This is a genomic window from Pseudomonas pergaminensis (genome assembly GCF_024112395.2).
GTDB classification, from domain to species: Bacteria; Pseudomonadota; Gammaproteobacteria; order Pseudomonadales; family Pseudomonadaceae; genus Aquipseudomonas; species Aquipseudomonas pergaminensis.
Map to the genome: position 1 here is coordinate 5,001,905 of NZ_CP078013.2, position 15,585 is coordinate 5,017,489.

Sequence of the window (15,585 nt, forward strand, 5' to 3'; positions counted from 1 at the left end):
CCAACCACATTACGGGGGTGCCTTCATGGGTGGCTTTATCGACATGCAACAATTGCACGATGAGTTGCTCACTCACCTCATCAAGACCCTCACACCTGTGCAGATGAAGCAGTTGGAGCCGCACCTGGCGCCGCTGATCCAGAATGCCGCACAAGCGGTGGCCGAGGACCTGATCGCCTACGCCTATCGCGACCCGGCATCACGCGGGCGCGGCGAGCTGATCCTGGACTCCTACGCCTCATTCAAGGCGGTGCTGTATTACCGGCTGGCGCATCTGGTGTGGAACTTCCCCGACCAGACCAACGGGACGTTCTCGCGCATCGCCCTCAAGCTGAGCAACCAGGGCAAGGTGCTTTCAGGGGCCGAGATCCACCCGGCGGCGCGTATCGGTCGGCGCTTCGTGCTGGACCACGGCTACGGTACGGTGATCGGCGAAACCTGCGAGATCGGCAACGACTGCTACATCCTCTGCGGCGTAACCCTGGGCGCCCGTGGCATCGCCAACAACCCTGACGGCAAGCGTCACCCGCGCCTGGGCAATAACGTCGAGGTCGGTTCCGGTGCCCGCGTGCTTGGCTATGTGTTGATCGGCGACAACGTGTTCATCAGCCCATCCTGCGTGATCACCCAGGATGTACCTGCCGGCACCAAAGTGAAGGTGGTGAACCAGATCCAGCTGCAAAAAAATGACGAGTCGGACCACAGTAACTACCTCGGCGCCTTCGCATTGGATGAGCGTCTGCACGTGGTCGGCGAGGTCAATACCAGCCACAAGGTCACGGTACTGGATGCCGACTTCTACCCCCTGCCCGGGCTGATGCTGGAGCCCACCGTGAAGGAACGTCACCACCTGCAATTTCGCCTGCACCGTGTCGAGTCGGGCGACCACCTGCCGCGCCTGCCACTGAACCTGAAGGTGTGCGGCCCGGAGTTTGAAATCACATTGCTTTCCCCCCCTGGCTTGAGTGCGATGGTGCGTTCCCTGTTGCAAGCCAGCCCACTGATTGTCGGAGGTTGAACATGTCCGTGCATACCATGGAAACCCTGGCGCTGTTCGACAGCGCGCCCTACCAGAACGCCTTCAGCGCGCGCGTGATTGCGGTCAGCGAACAGGGTATTGCCCTGGAACACACGCTGTTCTACCCCACTGGCGGCGGACAGCCGGGAGACACCGGTCACCTCACCCTGGCCGACGGTACGCGCATCGAAGTGACGGGTACGGTGCGCGACCCGGTGTTGCGTTCCATCATCTGGCACCAGGTGGACCACTGCCCACCGCAGTTGACTGCCGGCGTGCAGGTGGACGCCGGTCTCGATTGGGACCGGCGCTACCAGCACATGAAGATGCACACCTGCCTGCACCTGCTGTGCTCGATCATCGACGCACCGGTGACGGGATGCAGCATCAGTGCAGACAAGGGCCGCCTGGATTTCGACTTGCCGGAAATGACCCTCGACAAAGACAGCATCACTCGCGACCTCAATGCGCTGATCGAGCAGGCCCACCCAGTGAAAACCCTGTCGATGCCGGCCACCGAGTATTCCACCCTGCTGCAGATAACCCGCACCCAGGCGGTGGCGCCGCCGGTGATCCAGGGCTCGGTACGGGTGATTGAAATTGCCGGCATTGATATCCAGCCATGCGGGGGCACCCATGTGATCAACACCGAAGAAATCGGACGGGTGTTCTGCGAGAAGATCGAGAAGAAGAGCAAGCACAACCGCAGGGTGATCCTGCGGTTTGAGTGAACACAATTCAATGTGGGAGCTGGCTTGCCTGCGATGCAGGCAACTCGGTGCCTCAGGCACACCGAGGTGATGCTATCGCAGGCAAGCCAGCTCCCACATTGACCCTGTAACGGCTTAGATCACGAACAGGTCCACAAACCGATTGACTGGGGTGGCCTCAAGCCGTGCCTGGTCCTTGCACAGCGCAAAAATCTCGGCACTGCGCTGCCCGGTGAACCGCGTCGCCAGGTTGGCCTTGAACTTGTCTTCGAGCAATGGAATGCCGTCCACCCGGCGACGGCGATGGCCGATCGGGTATTCCACCGCCACCTGTTCGGTATGCGTGCCATCCTTGAAGAACACCTGAACCGCGTTGGCAATGGAGCGCTTGTCGGCCTCCAGGTATTCACGGCTGTAGCGCGGGTCTTCGACGATGACCATCTTGTCCCGCAGTTCATCGATGATCGGATGCGCGGCGTGGAATTCATCCTCGTACTGCTCGGCCACCAGGTTGCCAAACGCCAGCGGCACCGCCGTCATGTATTGCAGGCAATGGTCGCGGTCGGCGGCGTTGGCCAGTTGGCCGACCTTGGAGATGATGCGAATCGCCGATTCATGGGTGGTGATCACGATGCGCTCGATTGCATGCAGGCGATCTTTCACCAACGGGTGCAACGTCACCGCCGCTTCGCAAGCAGTTTGTGCGTGAAACTCGGCGGGGAAGCTGATCTTGAACAGCACGTTTTCCATCACATAGGTGCCGTAGGCCTGGGACAGGCTGAACGCGCGCTTGTCCTGCGGCTTGAGCGCCAGGTCCTTGTTGGTGTGGCTGAACAACACATCGTAGAACCCCCATTGCGGCGCGCTCAATACGCCAGGAATGCCCATCTCGCCGCGCAGCGCGATATCCGCCAGGCGTACGCCCCGACTGGAGGCATCGCCCGCGGCCCAGGATTTGCGCGAGCCGGCATTCGGCGCATGGCGATAAGTGCGCAGCGCCTGCCCGTCCACAAATGCATGGGACAAGGCTGCCAACAGTTGCTCACGGTTGGCGCCCATCAGCTTGGCGGTGACCGCCGTGGAGGCGACTTTCACCAACAGCACATGGTCAAGGCCGACGCGGTTGAAGGAGTTTTCCAGGGCAATCACGCCTTGGATTTCGTGGGCCATGATCATCGCTTCCAGCACTGCGCGCATGGTCAACGGTGCGTCGCCATTGGCCACGCGCTTTTGCGAGAGGTGATCGGCCACGGCGAGGATGCCGCCGAGGTTATCCGAGGGATGGCCCCATTCGGCGGCGAGCCAGGTGTCGTTGTAATCGAGCCACCGCACGATGCAGCCGATGTCCCACGCGGCCTTGACCGGATCCAACCGGAACGACGTGCCCGGCACCCGCGCGCCAAACGGCACCACCGTGCCCTCGACGATCGGCCCCAGGTGCTTGGTGCATTCGGGGAAACGCAGGGCCAGCAGGCCGCAGCCCAAGGTGTCCATCAGGCAGTTGCGGGCGGTGTCCAGTGCGTCCTGGGAATCGATCCGGTAAGTGAGGACATAGTCGGCGATGTCCTGCAGGACTTGGTCATAGTCGGGACGGTTGTTCTGGTCGACGTTGGCGCTCATGGCAGTACTCCAAGAAGAGGGTTGGGATCAGTCCTCGGGCTCACGGTTGTCAAAAAGCAGATCTTGGATGCCTGCCTTGGAATAGATATCTCCTGTGGGAGCGGGCTTGCTCGCGAAGGCGGTGTGTCAGGCACTGAAATGTCACAGTTCCACCGCATTCGCGAGCAAGCCCGCTCCCACATGGGCCCAGTATTGAACCTTAGAAGGCGTCGCCGGGGACGCGCACGAAGCCTTCCATCAGCACGCGCGCGCTGCGGCTCATGATGGCTTTCTTCACCACCCATTCGCCGTTCACTAGAGTGGCTTCAGCGCCCACGCGCAACGTGCCGGACGGATGCCCGAAGCGCACTGCGTTACGCTCGACGCCACCGGCTGCGAGGTTGACCAACGTCCCGGAAATTGCCGCCGCCGTGCCAATCGCCACCGCCGCCGTGCCCATCATCGCGTGGTGCAGCTTGCCCATGGACAGCGCCCGCACCAGCAGGTCCACATTACCCGCCTTGATCGCCTTGCCACTGGACGCCACGTAATCCGCAGGCTTGGCCACGAATGCCACTTTCGGCGTGTGCTGGCGCTGGGCGGCTTCGTCCAGGTGCTTGATCAGGCCCATGCGCAAGGCGCCGTGGGCCCGCACGGTTTCGAACATCGCCAGGGCCTTGAGGTCGCTGTTGATCGCGCCTTGCAGCTCGGTGCCGGTGTAGCCGAGGTCTTCGGCGTTGATGAAAATCGTCGGGATGCCGGCATTGATCAGCGTGGCCTTGAAGGTGCCGACACCGGGCACTTCCAGGTCGTCGACCAGGTTGCCGGTGGGGAACATCGAGCCGCCACCGCCCTCTTCTTCTGCCGCCGGGTCCATGAATTCCAACTGCACTTCGGCGGCCGGGAAGGTTACGCCGTCGAGTTCGAAGTCGCCGGTTTCCTGCACCGCACCGTCAGTGATTGGCACGTGGGCGATGATGGTCTTGCCGATATTGGCCTGCCACACCCGCACCACGGCCACGCCGTTGTGGGGCACACGGGCCGGGTCGACCAGGCCTGCGCTGATGGCGAAGGAGCCAACCGCGGCCGACAGGTTGCCGCAGTTGCCGCTCCAGTCCACAAACGGTTTGTCGATGGAGACCTGGCCAAACAGGTAGTCCACGTCGTGATCGGCGCGGGTACTTTTAGCCAGGATCACGGTTTTGCTGGTGCTCGATGTAGCGCCACCCATGCCGTCGATTTGCTTGTCGTAGGGATCGGGACTGCCGATCACCCGCAACAGCAAGGCATCGCGCGCGGCACCCGGCACCTGCGCCGATGCGGGCAGGTCCTTGAGGCTGAAAAATACGCCCTTGCTGGTGCCGCCACGCATGTAGGTGGCGGGGATCTTGATTTGCGCTGCGTGTGCCATGGTTACCTCTCAGGCCGTCGCCGCCGATTCCAGGAAGTCCTGGGCAAAACGTTGCAACACGCCGCCCGCCTCGTAGATCGACACTTCTTCGGCGGTGTCCAGGCGGCAGGTCACCGGCACTTCGACACGTTCGCCATTCTTGCGATTGATCACCAGCGTCAACTGCGCACGCGGGGTGCGTGCACCGACCACGTCGTAAGTCTCGCTGCCATCGATCTTCAGGGTGTTGCGGTCAGTGCCCGGCAGGAACTCCAGCGGCAACACGCCCATGCCCACCAGGTTGGTGCGGTGGATGCGCTCGAAACCTTCAGCGGCAATCGCTTCCACACCGGCCAGGCGCACGCCCTTGGCCGCCCAGTCGCGGGACGAACCCTGGCCGTAGTCGGCGCCGGCGATGATGATCAGCGGCTGCTTGCGTTCCATGTAGGTCTCGATGGCTTCCCACATCCGCGTGACCTGGCCTTCGGGCTCGATACGCGCCAGGGAACCCTGCTTGACCTTGCCGTTTTCAACCACCATTTCGTTGAACAGTTTCGGGTTGGCGAAGGTCGCGCGCTGCGCAGTCAGATGGTCGCCGCGATGCGTTGCGTACGAGTTGAAGTCCACTTCCGGCAGGCCCATTTTCGCCAGGTATTCGCCGGCGGCGCTGTCGAGCATGATCGCGTTGGACGGCGACAGGTGATCGGTGGTGATGTTGTCCGGCAGCACCGCCAGCGGGCGCATGCCCTTGAGCGGACGTGCGCCGGCCAGCGCGCCTTCCCAGTAGGGTGGACGGCGGATATAGGTACTTTGCGGACGCCAGTCGTACAGCGGCGCGACTTTCGGGCCGGTGTCTTCGTGGATGGCGAACATCGGGATATACACCGCGCGGAACTGCTCAGGTTTCACCGAAGCCTTGACCACTGCGTCGATCTCTTCGTCGCTCGGCCAGATGTCCTGCAGGCGGATTTCCTTGCCGTTGGCGTCCAGGCCGAGCACGTCTTTCTCGATGTCGAAACGGATGGTACCGGCAATCGCATACGCCACCACCAGCGGCGGCGACGCGAGGAAGGCTTGCTTGGCGTACGGGTGAATGCGCCCGTCGAAGTTGCGGTTGCCCGAGAGCACAGCGGTGGCGTACAGGTCGCGGTCGATGATTTCCTGCTGGATTACCGGGTCCAGCGCTCCGGACATGCCATTGCAGGTGGTGCAGGCGAAGGCCACCACGCCAAAACCGAGCTTCTCCAACTCGTGGCCCAGGCCCGCGTCTTCGAGGTACATGGCCACGGTTTTCGAACCGGGGGCGAGGGACGATTTGACCCATGGCTTGCGGGTCAGCCCCAGCTTGTTGGCATTGCGCGCCAGCAGGCCTGCGGCAATCACGTTGCGCGGGTTGCTGGTGTTGGTGCAACTGGTGATGGCCGCGATGATCACCGCGCCGTCGGGCATTTGCCCCGGCACGTCATCCCACTGGCCGGAGATGCCTTTGGAGGCCAGGTCACTGGTGGCCACGCGGGCGTGCGGGTTGCTCGGGCCGGCCATGTTGCGCACGACGCTGGACAGGTCGAAGGTGAGACCACGCTCGTATTGCGCGCCCTTGAGGTCATCGGCCCACAAGCCGGTGTGGCGAGCGTATTGCTCCACCAGGGTGACCTGTTCGTCTTCACGACCTGTGAGTTTCAGGTAGGCGATGGTCTGCTGGTCGATGTAGAACATCGCCGCGGTGGCGCCGTATTCCGGGGCCATGTTGGAGATGGTCGCGCGGTCGCCCAGGGTCAGTGCCGAAGCGCCTTCGCCGAAGAATTCCAGCCAGGCGCCCACCACTTTCTGTTTACGCAGGAACTCGGTCAGCGCCAGCACCATGTCGGTGGCGGTGATGCCCGGTAGCAGCTTGCCGGTGAGTTCCACGCCGACGCTTTCCGGCAGGCGCATCCACGACGCGCGGCCGAGCATCACGCTCTCGGCTTCGAGGCCGCCGACGCCGATGGCGATCACGCCCAAGGCATCTACATGGGGGGTGTGACTGTCGGTGCCGACGCAGGTGTCCGGGAAGGCCACGCCGTCGCGCACCTGGATCACCGGGGACATTTTCTCCAGGTTGATCTGGTGCATGATGCCGTTGCCAGGCGGAATCACATCGACGTTCTTGAAGGCTTTTTTGGTCCACTCGATAAAGTGAAAACGGTCTTCGTTGCGACGGTCTTCAATGGCGCGGTTCTTCTCGAACGCGTCCGGGTCAAAACCACCGGCTTCGACGGCCAGGGAGTGGTCGACGATCAGTTGGGTCGGCACCACCGGGTTGACCTGGGCCGGGTCGCCGCCTTGCTGGGCGATGGCATCGCGCAGGCCGGCGAGGTCGACCAGCGCGGTCTGGCCGAGAATGTCATGGCACACCACACGCGCCGGGAACCAGGGGAAGTCGAGGTCGCGCTTGCGCTCGATCAACTGGCTCAGGGACGCGTTGAGGGTGGCCGGGTCACAGCGACGCACCAGGTTTTCCGCAAGCACGCGGGAGGTGTAGGGCAAGGTGGCGTAGGCGCCGGGGGTGATTGCTTCAACGGCCGCACGGGCGTCGAAGTAGTCCAGGCGGCTGCCGGGGAGCGGTTTGCGGAATTCAGTGTTCATCGTCAGGACTCGGTCACGGTGGTTGCAAAAGGAGCCCACGGATCCTGGGAGAGAATGCGATCAAAAGGTGGGAGCGGGCTTGCTCGCGAAGGCGGTTTAACAGTCGCCATGTGTGTTGAATGACACACCGCTTTCGCGAGCAAGCCCGCTCCCACATTTTTGATCCGGTTTCACCCCGGGTTCAGCGGTTTCTCCATTCAGCGACGTTCGATTGGCACGAACTTGCGCTGCTCTACGCCGGTGTATTCGGCGCTTGGACGGATGATGCGGTTGTTGGCGCGCTGCTCGAACACGTGGGCAGCCCAGCCCGTCAGGCGCGAGCACACGAAAATCGGCGTGAACAGCTTGGTCGGGATGCCCATGAAGTGGTACGCCGAGGCATGGTAGAAGTCGGCGTTAGGGAACAGCTTCTTCTGCTCCCACATGGTTTTGTCGATGGCTTCGGAGACCGGGAACAGCACCTTGTCACCTACTTCGTCAGCGAGTTTTTTCGACCAGCCCTTGATCACTTCATTACGCGGGTCGTTGTCTTTGTAGATCGCGTGGCCAAAGCCCATGATCTTGTCCTTGCGCGCCAGCATACCGAGGGTGCCTTCCACCGCTTCTTCAGCGGACGAGAAGCGCTCGATCATCTCCATCGCCGCTTCGTTGGCACCACCGTGCAGCGGGCCACGCAGGGAGCCGATGGCGGCGGTGACGCAGGAATACAGGTCGGACAGGGTCGAGGCACACACCCGTGCAGTGAAGGTCGAGGCGTTGAATTCGTGCTCGGCGTAAAGGATCAACGACACGTTCATCACCTTGACGTGCAGCTCGCTCGGTTGCTTGCCATGCAGCAGGTGCAGGAAGTGGCCGCCGATGGTCGGCTCATCGGTCACGCAGTCGATGCGTTTGCCGTCGTGGCTGAAGCGGTACCAGTAGCACATGATCGCCGGGAAGGCGGCGAGCAGGCGGTCGGTGATGTCGCGCTGCACGCTGAAGTCTTTTTCTGGCTCGATATTGCCCAGGAACGAGCAACCGGTGCGCATCACGTCCATCGGGTGGGCGTCGGCGGGAATGCGTTCCAGCACTTCTTTCAGCGCTTGCGGCAGGTCGCGCAACTTGCTCAGCTTGGCGCTGTAGGCCGCCAGCTCGGCTTTGCTCGGCAGTTCGCCGTACAGCAGCAAGTACGCGACTTCTTCAAATTGCGCATCGGCGGCGAGTTCGCGCACGTCGTAGCCACGATAGGTCAGGCCAGCACCGGCCTGGCCCACGGTGGACAGTGCAGTCTGCCCGGCCACCTGGCCACGCAGGCCGGCGCCACTCAATACTTTTGCTTCAGCCATTTCTCTTCTCCAATCTTGTATTTATAAGGAGGCCTTGGTTAATCGCGGCCCTGTAGGAGCCGGCTTGCCGGCGATCGGCCCTTGAGGCTGGCGCCAGGTTCGAAGGCGCAATCGCCGGCAAGCCGGCTCCTACAGTTGTTCGTCAGGCATTTATTTCTTGGCGGCAAACAGCGCGTCGAGCTTCTGCTCGAAGGTGTGGTAGTCGATGCGATCGTAAAGCTCCATGCGGGTCTGCATGGTGTCGATCACGTTCTGTTGGGTACCGTCGCGACGGATCGCGGTGTAGACATTTTCGGCCGCCTTGTTCATGGCGCGGAAGGCCGAGAGCGGGTACAGCACGATGGAAACATCAGCAGATTTCAACTGTTCGGTGGTGTACAGCGGCGTGGCGCCGAACTCGGTGATGTTGGCCAGGATCGGCGCTTTCACACGGGAGGCGAACAGCTTGTACATGTCCAACTCGGTGATGGCTTCCGGGAACACCATGTCGGCGCCGGCCTCGATGCAGGCAGCTGCACGTTCAAGGGCAGATTCCAGGCCTTCGACGGCCAGGGCATCGGTACGCGCCATGATCACGAAGCTGTCATCGGTGCGCGCGTCCACGGCAGCCTTGATGCGGTCGACCATTTCCTGTTGGGACACGATTTCCTTGTTCGGGCGGTGACCGCAGCGCTTGGCGCCGACCTGGTCTTCGATATGGATCGCGGCCGCGCCGAACTTGATCATCGACTTGACGGTGCGCGCCACGTTGAACGCCGAGGAACCGAAGCCGGTGTCGACGTCCACCAGCAGCGGCAGGTCGCAGACGTCGGTGATGCGGCGCACGTCGGTCAGCACGTCATCCAGGCCGGTGATGCCCAGGTCCGGCACGCCGAGGGAGCCGGCCGCTACACCGCCGCCTGACAGGTAGATCGCCTTGAACCCAGCGCGCTTGGCCAGCAGCGCATGGTTGGCGTTGATCGCGCCCACCACCTGCAAGGGGTGTTCACTGGCGACGGCGTCACGGAAACGCTGGCCTGGGGTGCTCTTGTTATTGGAAGTCATCATTCACCTCGTGATTGGGCAGCACCGTCCGGGAAGTGACGGGCAATGTTGCGTTTGGACGCGCCGATATGCCGGCGCATCAACAGTTCGGCCAGTTCACCGTCGCGATCGGCAATCGCGTCAAGAATGCGGTGGTGCTCGGCAAAGGCCTGGCGTGGACGATTGGGGGTGGCGGAAAACTGGATGCGGTACATGCGCACCAATTGGTACAGCTCGCCGCAGAGCATTTGAGTGAGGGTGCGATTACCGGCGCCTTGAATTATCCGGTAATGAAAATCGAAGTCGCCTTCCTGCTGGTAATAGCCGACGCCGGCCTGGAAGGCTTCGTCGCGTTCGTGGGTGTGCAGCACCTGGCGCAGCTCTTCGATCTCCGCGTCCGTCATGCGCTCGGCTGCCAGGCGGCACGCCATGCCTTCGAGGGATTCGCGGATTTCATAGAGTTCGATCAGCTCGGCGTGGGTCAAGGACACCACGCGCGCACCGACATGCGGCACGCGCACCAGCAGGCGCTGGCCTTCCAGGCGGTGGATCGCCTCGCGCAATGGGCCGCGGCTGATGCCGTAGGTGCGCGCCAGTTCCGGCTCGGAGATCTTGCTGCCGGGGGCGATCTCACCCTTGACGATGGCGGCCTGGATACGCCGGAAGACGTTCTCGGACATGGTCTGCGAATCGTCTTGCGCCATCACTGGGGTTTCCAGCTGATCCAGCATATTGTCGACACCTTTAAAAGCAATGCCGCAAAAACTAGCCAATCAGCCCAGGATAGTCAAAGAATAAATCCACATTGTCGACAATCGTCTAATAACCGCTGTTGCACCCTATCGGGGCATGGCCGGCTGCCAGCGCTGGCGCCAAAAAAGCATCATGTTAGAATGCCCGCCACTTTTGCCTGACATCATTGGATGAAACGGCGTACGAGGGAGTTTGCGCAGCAATGCCAGTCGCCTTGAATTGAACATCGCACTGCCGCCTCGGGATCTATGAGACTCAAACCCTTCCTTCTATTGATGTGCCTGTTGACCGCACCCAGCCTCGGCGCTGCCGCCGAGAAGACCGTGTATGGCCTCAACGAATACGCCCAACTGGCCGGAATCGACCTGGAAGTCGCCGCCAAACTGGACACCGGTGCCAAGACCGCGTCCCTCAGTGCCCGTGATATCAAGCGCTTCAAGCGCAACGGCGAATCCTGGGTGCGCTTCTATCTGGCCATCGACACCGCCCATTCCCACCCCATCGAACGCCCCCTGGCCCGCGTGAGCAAGATCAAGCGCCGCGCCGGTGACTACGACCCTGATGAGGACAAGAACTACACCGCCCGTCCTGTGATTGCCCTGGATATCTGCATGGGCACCGCTTTACGCAGCATCGAAGTGAACTTGACTGACCGCAGCGCATTCCAATATCCGCTGCTGATTGGCTCCGAAGCGCTGAAGCGCTTTGATGCGCTGGTCGACCCCAGTCTTAAATACGCAGCAGGCAAACCTGCCTGCGCCGCCGACGCTCATACCGCCGAGTAAACCGAATGCGCTCTCTGACCCTGCACCTGAGAATCCTGATCACCATCCTGGTGGTCCTGGGTATTTCGGTCACCGCCTACCAGATTTTCGTGCAGGGGATCCCCGTGACCGAGAATGCCACCGATGACTTGTGGAACGTCGACGCCAAGGTCGAGTTCGTTGCCAGCGCCAAGGACCCGGTGAAGATCCAGATGTTCGTGCCGCCCCTGAACCGCGACTACGTGAGCCTGAACGAAAGTTTTATCTCCAATAACTACGGGGTCAGCGTCAACCGGACCGACGGCAACCGCAAAGTCACCTGGTCTGCGCGCCGGGCCAAGGGCAACCAGACGCTGTATTACCGCGTGGTGTTGATCAAGCGAGACCGAGCCGACAAGGTCAAGCTGAAGGGGCCGACCTTTCGCGACAGCATTGCGGTAGAAGGCCCGGAGAAAATCGCCGCCGAGGCTCTGCTGGCACCGATTCGCCAGCACTCGGCCGACGTCGAAACCTTCGTCAGCGAAGCCATCAAGCGCACCAACAACCTCAATGACGACAGCGTCAAACTGCTGCTGGGCGCCGACACCTCGGTTGCCAAGCGCGCCAAGATCGTCGAGTTGGTGCTGTCTATCGCCCACGTGCCGGTCGAAAAGGTCCATACCATCCGCCTGGTAGCCGACCAACCGCAAGCCCCGGAATTGTGGCTGCGCAGCTTTAATGGCAGCGACTGGTTGTACTTCAACCCGGAAACCGGCGAACAGGGCCTGCCGGCCGACCGCCTGCTGTGGTGGACCGGTGATGAGAACCTGATCACCGTCGATGGCGGTAAGAAAGCCGTGGTCACCTTCAGCCTGAACAACAGCGAGATGAATGCGATTCGCCTGGCCAAGCTGACCGACGAGAACACCGACGCCAACTTCCTCGAATACTCGCTGTACGGCCTGCCGCTGCAGACCCAGCAGACCTTCATGATCATGGTGATGATCCCGATTGGCGTGCTGGTGATCCTGATCCTGCGCAACCTGATCGGCCTGCAGACCCTGGGCACATTTACCCCGGTGTTGATCGCCCTGGCGTTCCGCGAGACGCAGTTGGGCTTCGGGATTGTGCTGTTCACGATTATCACGGCGCTGGGGCTGTCCCTCAGGTCGTACCTGGAACACTTGAAGCTGCAGATGCTGCCGCGGCTGTCGGTGGTGCTCACCTTCGTGGTGGTGCTGATCGCGGCCATCAGCCTGTTCAGCCATAAATTGGGCCTGGAGCGTGGGTTGTCGGTGGCCTTGTTCCCGATGGTGATCCTGACCATGACCATCGAACGCCTGTCGATCACCTGGGAAGAACGCGGCGCCAACCATGCGCTGAAAGTGGCGATTGGTACGCTGTTCGCCGCATCCCTGGCGCACCTGATCATGAGCGTGCCGGAACTGGTCTACTTCGTGTTTACCTTCCCGGCGGTCCTGCTGATCCTGGTGGGTTTCATGCTGGCCATGGGTCGTTATCGCGGCTACCGCCTGACCGAGCTGGTGCGTTTCAAGGCCTTCCTCAAGGCTGATTCGTAATGTTCGGCTTCTGGAAGACCTGGAAGGCCCTGGAAGCGCGGGGGATCATGGGCATCAACCGGCGTAACGCCGACTACGTGCTCAAGTACAACAAGCGCAGCCTGTACCCGATCGTGGATGACAAGATCATCACCAAGGAACGTGCGCTGGCCGCTGGCATCCATGTGCCGGAAATGTACGGAGTGATCTCCACCGAGAAGGAAATCGACAAGCTCGACGACATCATCGGCGGGCGCAGCGACTTCGTGATCAAGCCGGCCCAGGGCGCCGGCGGTGACGGCATCCTGGTGGTAGCGGACCGCTTCGAAGGGCGCTATCGCACGGTGTCCGGCAAGATCATCAGCCATGAAGAGATCGAGCACCAGATCTCCAGCATCCTCACCGGCCTGTACTCGCTGGGCGGCCACCGTGATCGCGCGCTGATCGAGTACCGCGTGGTGCCCGACCAGATCTTCAAGAGCATCAGTTATGAGGGCGTGCCGGACATCCGCATCATCGTGCTGATGGGCTACCCGGTGATGGCCATGCTGCGTTTGCCGACACGCCAGTCGGGCGGCAAGGCCAACCTGCACCAAGGGGCGATTGGCGTGGGTGTCGACCTCGCGACCGGCCTGACCCTGCGGGGCACATGGCTGAACAACATCATCACCAAACACCCCGACACCACCAACGCGGTGGATGGCGTGCAACTGCCCAACTGGGACGGTTTCATGAAGCTTGCGGCGGGCTGCTATGAGCTGTGCGGCTTGGGCTATATCGGCGTGGACATGGTGCTCGACCAGGAAAAAGGCCCGCTGATCCTGGAGCTGAATGCGCGGCCTGGGCTGAATATCCAGATCGCCAACGACTGTGGCCTGACCCTGCGCACCCATGCAGTGGAAGCCCGGCTGGAAGAGCTGAAAGCCGCCGGCGTGACGGAAACCCCGGAAGAACGCGTGAAGTTCGTGCAGGAAATGTTTGGGCATATTCCACCTGTGGAAGGCTGAAGATCGCATCGCCGGCAAGCCGGCTCCTACAGTGGAATGCGGTACAATTGCCGCCCCTTCTATGCCCATAGCTGATTCGCCTCGCATGTCGACCTGCTCTGTATACCCACTGCCTTACCAGGCCAACCCCGCTGCATATTTTGCGGCGATTCGCCATGCGCCTGGTGCCGTGCTGCTGGACAGTGGCCGACCGGCGGCCGAGCGCGGGCGTTATGACCTGCTGAGCGCCTGGCCGCACGCAACTCTGACGGTTTCACCTGACGAGAGCGGCAGTGATTTCCTGCAACGCTTGCGCGAAAACCTGACCCAGCTGGGTAAAGCGGATCTACCCGCCGGCTATGAGTTGCCGTTTGCCGGCGGCCTGATCGGCTACCTGAGCTATGACTTCGGCCGGCACCTGGAGCACATGCCGCACTTGGCCGCAGACGACCTGCACCTGCCGGATGCGCGCTTCGGGTTGTATGCCTGGGCATTGATCAGTGATCACCAGGCGCAAACCAGTCAATTGGTGTTTCACCCGGCATTGGCCGATAGCGAGCGGCAACGGCTGATCGCCTTGTTCAGCCAGGTACGTGTCGACACCTTGGCCACCTTCACACTTCAGGGCCCGATGGCGCCTGACCTCACCGCCGAGGCTTACCGCCAGGCCATCGTGCGTATCCAGGACTACATCCAGGCCGGCGATTGCTACCAAGTCAACTTCGCCCAGCGTTTTCGAGCGCCGTGCAGCGGCGATCCGTGGGTGGCTTATTGCGCCCTGCGCGAAGCCTGCCCCACGCCCTTCTCCGGGTTCCAGAGCCTGCCGGACGACGGTGCGGTGCTGAGCCTGTCGCCTGAGCGTTTCGTGCATATCAGCGAGGGTCGCGTCGAAACCCGCCCCATCAAAGGCACCCGCCCACGTGGGCTGACACCCGAAGAAGACGCTGCCAACGCCGCCGAACTGCTGGCCAGCCCCAAGGACCGCGCCGAAAACCTGATGATCGTCGACCTGCTGCGCAACGACCTTGGCCGCTCCTGCCGCATCGGCTCGGTCAGCGTGCCGGAGCTGTTCAGCCTGGAAAGCTACCCCAACGTGCATCACTTGGTGAGCAGCGTGAGGGGTGAGTTGGCCGACGACAAAGACGCCCTCGACTTGATCGCCGGCAGCTTCCCCGGTGGCTCCATCACTGGCGCGCCGAAGATCCGCGCCATGCAGATCATCGACGAACTGGAACCGACCCGACGCGGGCTGTACTGCGGCTCGCTGGTGTACCTGGACGTGCGCGGCGAGATGGACAGCTCGATCGCCATCCGCAGCCTGCTGGTGAAGGATGGCCAAATATGCTGCTGGGGCGGTGGTGGGATCGTGGCGGATTCGCAATGGGAAGCGGAGTATCAGGAGTCGCTGACCAAGGTGCGCGTGTTGTTACACACGCTGGAAAACCTGTAGCAGCCAAGCCTCTCCTGGCTCTCGTCGACAGCGCCGACCGGCAGGAAAAAACCTCAATCAGAACGTTTATGGACTGTATTCGGGCCGGACGATAGCGTCCGGCTCTGACCGTCCATTAGCCGTCTGTGAGGGATCACATGAACCGACTGCTTACTCGTCAGAAATTGTTTCCGGGATTGCATCTCCATCCAGCCGCGCCTGTATTCTCCCAAATTGGGAGGTCCGCGCGATGCGCATAATCGCTCTCTCAACCCTACGAATATTCTGGGAAAGCCATCCAGCCTATTCCGACGCCAAGACACCCCTGGTCGAGCTGTACCGCCATCTGGAAAGCGCGACTTACCCAACGCCGCAAGCGCGTAGGAACTCACGCGCAGTACGACCAGATCAACGCGGAGACCGTG

12 protein-coding genes are annotated in these 15,585 nt (G+C 61.9%); 6 read left to right on the plus strand and 6 right to left on the minus strand.

Going from position 1 to position 15,585, the window contains the following annotated elements; genetic code table 11:
• The first annotated feature begins 25 nt into the window (after positions 1-25).
• Positions 26-1,018, plus strand: a complete 993-nt coding sequence (locus KUA23_RS22620; RefSeq protein WP_078049754.1) for a serine O-acetyltransferase — start codon at positions 26-28, stop codon at positions 1,016-1,018.
• A gap of 2 nt (positions 1,019-1,020) precedes the next feature.
• Positions 1,021-1,749 (plus strand): alanyl-tRNA editing protein, encoded by a 729-nt coding sequence (locus tag KUA23_RS22625; RefSeq protein ID WP_078049755.1) that lies wholly within the window; start codon positions 1,021-1,023, stop codon positions 1,747-1,749.
• A 114-nt stretch (positions 1,750-1,863) separates the two neighbouring features.
• On the opposite strand, the gene prpD is transcribed toward KUA23_RS22625, so the two are convergent.
• The 6 genes from prpD to KUA23_RS22655 form a co-directional block, all read right to left on the minus strand.
• Positions 1,864-3,348 carry a 2-methylcitrate dehydratase gene (prpD, locus tag KUA23_RS22630; protein ID WP_078049756.1) on the minus strand — a complete coding sequence of 495 codons (1,485 nt, stop codon included), beginning with the start codon at positions 3,346-3,348 and terminating at the stop codon, positions 1,864-1,866.
• A 199-nt stretch (positions 3,349-3,547) separates the two neighbouring features.
• Positions 3,548-4,738 (minus strand): 2-methylaconitate cis-trans isomerase PrpF, encoded by a 1,191-nt coding sequence (prpF, locus tag KUA23_RS22635; RefSeq protein WP_252992875.1) that lies wholly within the window; start codon positions 4,736-4,738, stop codon positions 3,548-3,550.
• Positions 4,739-4,747: 9 nt separating this feature from the next.
• On the minus strand, positions 4,748-7,342 hold the full coding sequence (gene acnD, locus KUA23_RS22640) for a Fe/S-dependent 2-methylisocitrate dehydratase AcnD (protein ID WP_346356358.1): 2,595 nt from the start codon (positions 7,340-7,342) through the stop codon (positions 4,748-4,750).
• Between the two features lie 197 nt (positions 7,343-7,539).
• Positions 7,540-8,667: a bifunctional 2-methylcitrate synthase/citrate synthase gene (prpC, locus tag KUA23_RS22645; RefSeq protein WP_078049759.1), complete on the minus strand. Its 1,128-nt coding sequence runs from the start codon at positions 8,665-8,667 to the stop codon at positions 7,540-7,542.
• A 150-nt stretch (positions 8,668-8,817) separates the two neighbouring features.
• The gene (gene prpB / locus KUA23_RS22650; RefSeq protein WP_078049760.1) at positions 8,818-9,711 is read right to left on the minus strand and encodes a methylisocitrate lyase; all 894 of its coding nucleotides are present in this window, start codon (positions 9,709-9,711) and stop codon (positions 8,818-8,820) included.
• Positions 9,711-10,421 carry a GntR family transcriptional regulator gene (locus tag KUA23_RS22655; RefSeq protein ID WP_214497309.1) on the minus strand — a complete coding sequence of 237 codons (711 nt, stop codon included), beginning with the start codon at positions 10,419-10,421 and terminating at the stop codon, positions 9,711-9,713. The genes prpB and KUA23_RS22655 overlap by 1 nt, the downstream gene beginning before the upstream one ends.
• Positions 10,422-10,691: 270 nt before the next feature.
• On the opposite strand from KUA23_RS22655, the gene rloA reads away from it, so the two are divergent.
• From rloA to pabB, 4 genes are all read left to right on the plus strand, one after another.
• The gene (gene rloA / locus KUA23_RS22660) at positions 10,692-11,228 is read left to right on the plus strand and encodes a retropepsin-like aspartic peptidase RloA (RefSeq protein WP_058427391.1); all 537 of its coding nucleotides are present in this window, start codon (positions 10,692-10,694) and stop codon (positions 11,226-11,228) included.
• A gap of 5 nt (positions 11,229-11,233) precedes the next feature.
• Positions 11,234-12,766, plus strand: a complete 1,533-nt coding sequence (gene rloB / locus KUA23_RS22665; protein WP_078049762.1) for an osmotic stress tolerance membrane protein RloB — start codon at positions 11,234-11,236, stop codon at positions 12,764-12,766.
• Positions 12,766-13,752 (plus strand): alpha-L-glutamate ligase-like protein, encoded by a 987-nt coding sequence (locus tag KUA23_RS22670; protein WP_016979244.1) that lies wholly within the window; start codon positions 12,766-12,768, stop codon positions 13,750-13,752. The genes rloB and KUA23_RS22670 overlap by 1 nt, the downstream gene beginning before the upstream one ends.
• Positions 13,753-13,837: 85 nt before the next feature.
• Complete coding sequence (pabB, locus tag KUA23_RS22675; protein WP_252992876.1) at positions 13,838-15,181, plus strand: aminodeoxychorismate synthase component I; 1,344 nt, start codon at positions 13,838-13,840, stop codon at positions 15,179-15,181.
• Positions 15,182-15,585: the final 404 nt, after the last annotated feature.

What these genes read in the sequence shown, in the direction of transcription:
- pabB (WP_252992876.1), top strand. Translation starts at nt 13,838, where the DNA reads ATGTCGACCTGCTCTGTATACCCACTGCCTTACCAGGCCAACCCCGCT.
- prpF (WP_252992875.1), bottom strand. Translation starts at nt 4,738, where the DNA reads ATGGCACACGCAGCGCAAATCAAGATCCCCGCCACCTACATGCGTGGC.
- prpC (WP_078049759.1), bottom strand. Translation starts at nt 8,667, where the DNA reads ATGGCTGAAGCAAAAGTATTGAGTGGCGCCGGCCTGCGTGGCCAGGTG.
- rloA (WP_058427391.1), top strand. Translation starts at nt 10,692, where the DNA reads ATGAGACTCAAACCCTTCCTTCTATTGATGTGCCTGTTGACCGCACCC.
- KUA23_RS22625 (WP_078049755.1), top strand. Translation starts at nt 1,021, where the DNA reads ATGTCCGTGCATACCATGGAAACCCTGGCGCTGTTCGACAGCGCGCCC.
- prpD (WP_078049756.1), bottom strand. Translation starts at nt 3,348, where the DNA reads ATGAGCGCCAACGTCGACCAGAACAACCGTCCCGACTATGACCAAGTC.
- prpB (WP_078049760.1), bottom strand. Translation starts at nt 9,711, where the DNA reads ATGACTTCCAATAACAAGAGCACCCCAGGCCAGCGTTTCCGTGACGCC.
- KUA23_RS22655 (WP_214497309.1), bottom strand. Translation starts at nt 10,421, where the DNA reads ATGCTGGATCAGCTGGAAACCCCAGTGATGGCGCAAGACGATTCGCAG.
- KUA23_RS22670 (WP_016979244.1), top strand. Translation starts at nt 12,766, where the DNA reads ATGTTCGGCTTCTGGAAGACCTGGAAGGCCCTGGAAGCGCGGGGGATC.
- acnD (WP_346356358.1), bottom strand. Translation starts at nt 7,342, where the DNA reads ATGAACACTGAATTCCGCAAACCGCTCCCCGGCAGCCGCCTGGACTAC.
- KUA23_RS22620 (WP_078049754.1), top strand. Translation starts at nt 26, where the DNA reads ATGGGTGGCTTTATCGACATGCAACAATTGCACGATGAGTTGCTCACT.
- rloB (WP_078049762.1), top strand. Translation starts at nt 11,234, where the DNA reads ATGCGCTCTCTGACCCTGCACCTGAGAATCCTGATCACCATCCTGGTG.